A 2,398-nucleotide genomic window follows, 5' to 3' on the forward strand; every position below is an offset into this window, starting at 1 on the left:
TGGGGCACTGATGGCCATCGGAACCGTGACCGCTTCCGGCGAGCCCGGGGCGCCCTATCCGGGAGACGATGCGCTGCGCGACGAACGCGCCCAGCTGTGCGCTGAACTCTTGAGCGAGTCGGACCTCCCGATCGACCCGGCGTCCGTCTCGGGCACGTTCCCCGACGAGCGGGCATGGGCAGCGCACGATCGTCGCGTGATCAGCTGCGACGGCGTGCCGAGCTGAACCGCAGGGATCAGGTCCGCGACCCGGAGCCCACCGCCGGGTCGCACCTCGTGAACTGTTCCAGCGCTCCGTGCGCGAACAGTTCACGAGAACGGGGTGGTGGGGGTCAGCTGGCGGTGACGGTTCCGCGCATCGTCGGGTGGATCTGACAGAAGTAGGCGATCGAGCCCGCTTCGTCGAACGTCACCTCGAACGTTTCCCCGTCGACGAACTCTCCCGAGTCGAATTCGAGTGCTTCACCGTCCTTGGAGGTGACGGTGTGTGCGAACGGGTCGCTGTTCGTGAACGTGACCGTGTCCCCCACCGAGACCTCGAGGTCGACGGGGTCGAAGCGGGACTTCTCGAGATTCACCGCGCCCCCCGTCGAGTCGGCTGCTGATTCGGTGCCGGACTCACCGGCCGAATCGTCCTCGGTTTCGGCTGCCGGGTCGGAGGCGTCGGTGGGCGCGTCGGTGGCAGCGACATCGGAGGGAGGCGTCGATGCGCTGTCGGAGTCCGAGCCCGAGCACGCGGCAAGGGTGAGGACGACTGCGGCCGAAGCCAGGACGGGGGAGAGCTTGAGAGTTCGCATGGGAAAGGTTCGCACAGCGGTCGTCGCTGGATCACTCAGCACCATCCGGTGCACGCGGGCGAACGGATGGCGTCGATCGAGGACGCGATGTCGTCGATCGAGTCGGTTTCCGAACCCGAGATGGCAACTCGGTGATCCAGAACCGGCCGACGTCCGAACCTTCATCACGAGCTCGTCAGATACGGACTCGGATCCGGTTCGACCGGATGAAGTCGTGAACACCCCTCAAGGAGAACCACACACATGCGCTACTCATCACGAAAAATGCTCGCACTGGCCGCAGCGGTCTCGGTGACCGTCGCCGCCTGTGGCAGCGATTCGAACGACGCGTCGTCCGACGCCACCGACCCCGTCGCAACCGAGGCCGTCCAGGAGACCGAAGCCCCCGTCGACACCGAAGCCATGGAAGAGGCGCCGGCCGACACCGAGGCCATGGAAGAGGCACCGGCCGACACCGAAGCGATGGAGGAGGCCGACCCGGCTTCGTTCGCCGTCGACGACGGTGCATCCAGCCTCAAGGCCGGCCTCACCAGCCTGCTCCAAGAGCACGTGTACCTCGCGGGCATCGCGTTCGAGACGGCCGTCGACGCCGGCGGCGACCTCGAGGAGCCTGCCACCGCTGCCGCGGTTGCCGCCCTCGACGAGAACACCGTCGCACTCGCCGACGCCGTCGGATCGGTCGCCGGTCAGGAGAACGGCGATGCTTTCCTCGAACTGTGGCGTGAGCACATCGGATTCTTCGTCGACTACACCCTCGGTGAAGCAACCGGCAACGAAGAGATGAAGACCCAGGCTCTCACGGACCTCGAGGGTTACCAGCAAGCTGCTGGTGCGTTCTTCGAGGAGATCACCGGCGGAGAGATCCAGGCCGACGTGCTCGTCGGCGGACTGGCCGAGCACGTGGCCACGCTGACGACCGCGATCGACAGCATCGTCGCTGACGATCCGGCAGCGTTCGACGACCTGCAGGCTGCGGCGGCACACATGGAAGGCGCGGCCGACCTGTTGGCCACCGGAATCGTCGCCGCACTGCCGGACATGTTCCCCGGCGCCACGGACAGCGTTCCGGCCGTGACCCGGTCGACCCTGACGTTCCAGCTCCAGGAGCACGTCTACCTCGCGGGCATCGCCATCGAGCAGGCCATCGAGAACGGTGGCGACCTCGAGCAGGCGAATGTCCAGGCTGCGATCGAGACGCTCGACGGCAACACGGTTCGCCTGTCGGAGACCGTCGCGTCGGTCGCTGGCGAGGAGAACGGCGCGGCGTTCCAGGATCTCTGGCGTGAGCACATCGGATTCTTCGTCGACTACACCCTGGGTGCAGCGACCGGAGACGACGAGATGAAGGCTCAGGCGCTGACGGACCTCGAGGGATACCAGCAGGCCGCTGGTGCGTTCTTCGAGGAGATCACGGGCGGCGAGATTGCGCCCGACGATCTGATCCCCGGACTCGAGGAGCACGTTGCGACGCTCACCCTCGCGATCGACGACATGGTCGCCGGCGACCCGGCCGCCTTCACGGGCCTCCGTGCGGCCGGCCAGCACATGCCGATGGCAGCACTCCTGCTGGCGACCGGCATCGTCGCCGCAACGAGCTGATC

At 66.9% G+C, this 2,398-nt stretch carries 3 protein-coding genes; 2 read left to right on the forward strand and 1 reads right to left on the reverse strand.

Going from position 1 to position 2,398, the window contains the following annotated elements; genetic code table 11:
• Positions 1-226, forward strand: a 226-nt coding sequence (locus tag WBV89_RS01515) for a hypothetical protein (RefSeq protein WP_423979572.1), incomplete at its 5' end; no start/stop codon positions are given.
• Between the two features lie 106 nt (positions 227-332).
• Here the strand turns inward: WBV89_RS01515 and WBV89_RS01520 are convergent.
• Complete coding sequence (locus WBV89_RS01520) at positions 333-797, reverse strand: plastocyanin/azurin family copper-binding protein (protein ID WP_423979573.1); 465 nt, start codon at positions 795-797, stop codon at positions 333-335.
• A gap of 243 nt (positions 798-1,040) precedes the next feature.
• Here WBV89_RS01520 and WBV89_RS01525 point away from each other — a divergent pair, with 243 nt between their 5' ends.
• Positions 1,041-2,396, forward strand: coding sequence for a hypothetical protein (locus tag WBV89_RS01525; RefSeq protein WP_423979574.1), 1,356 nt, complete (start codon positions 1,041-1,043; stop codon positions 2,394-2,396).
• The last annotated feature ends 2 nt before the right edge of the window (positions 2,397-2,398 follow it).

This window comes from Ilumatobacter sp., from assembly GCF_049588435.1.
GTDB lineage: Bacteria > Actinomycetota > Acidimicrobiia > Acidimicrobiales > Ilumatobacteraceae > Ilumatobacter_A.

Bases quoted from the DNA above. Each gene is read 5' to 3' on its own strand.
- WBV89_RS01520 (WP_423979573.1), bottom strand. From the start codon at position 797: ATGCGAACTCTCAAGCTCTCCCCCGTCCTGGCTTCGGCCGCAGTCGTC.
- WBV89_RS01525 (WP_423979574.1), top strand. From the start codon at position 1,041: ATGCGCTACTCATCACGAAAAATGCTCGCACTGGCCGCAGCGGTCTCG.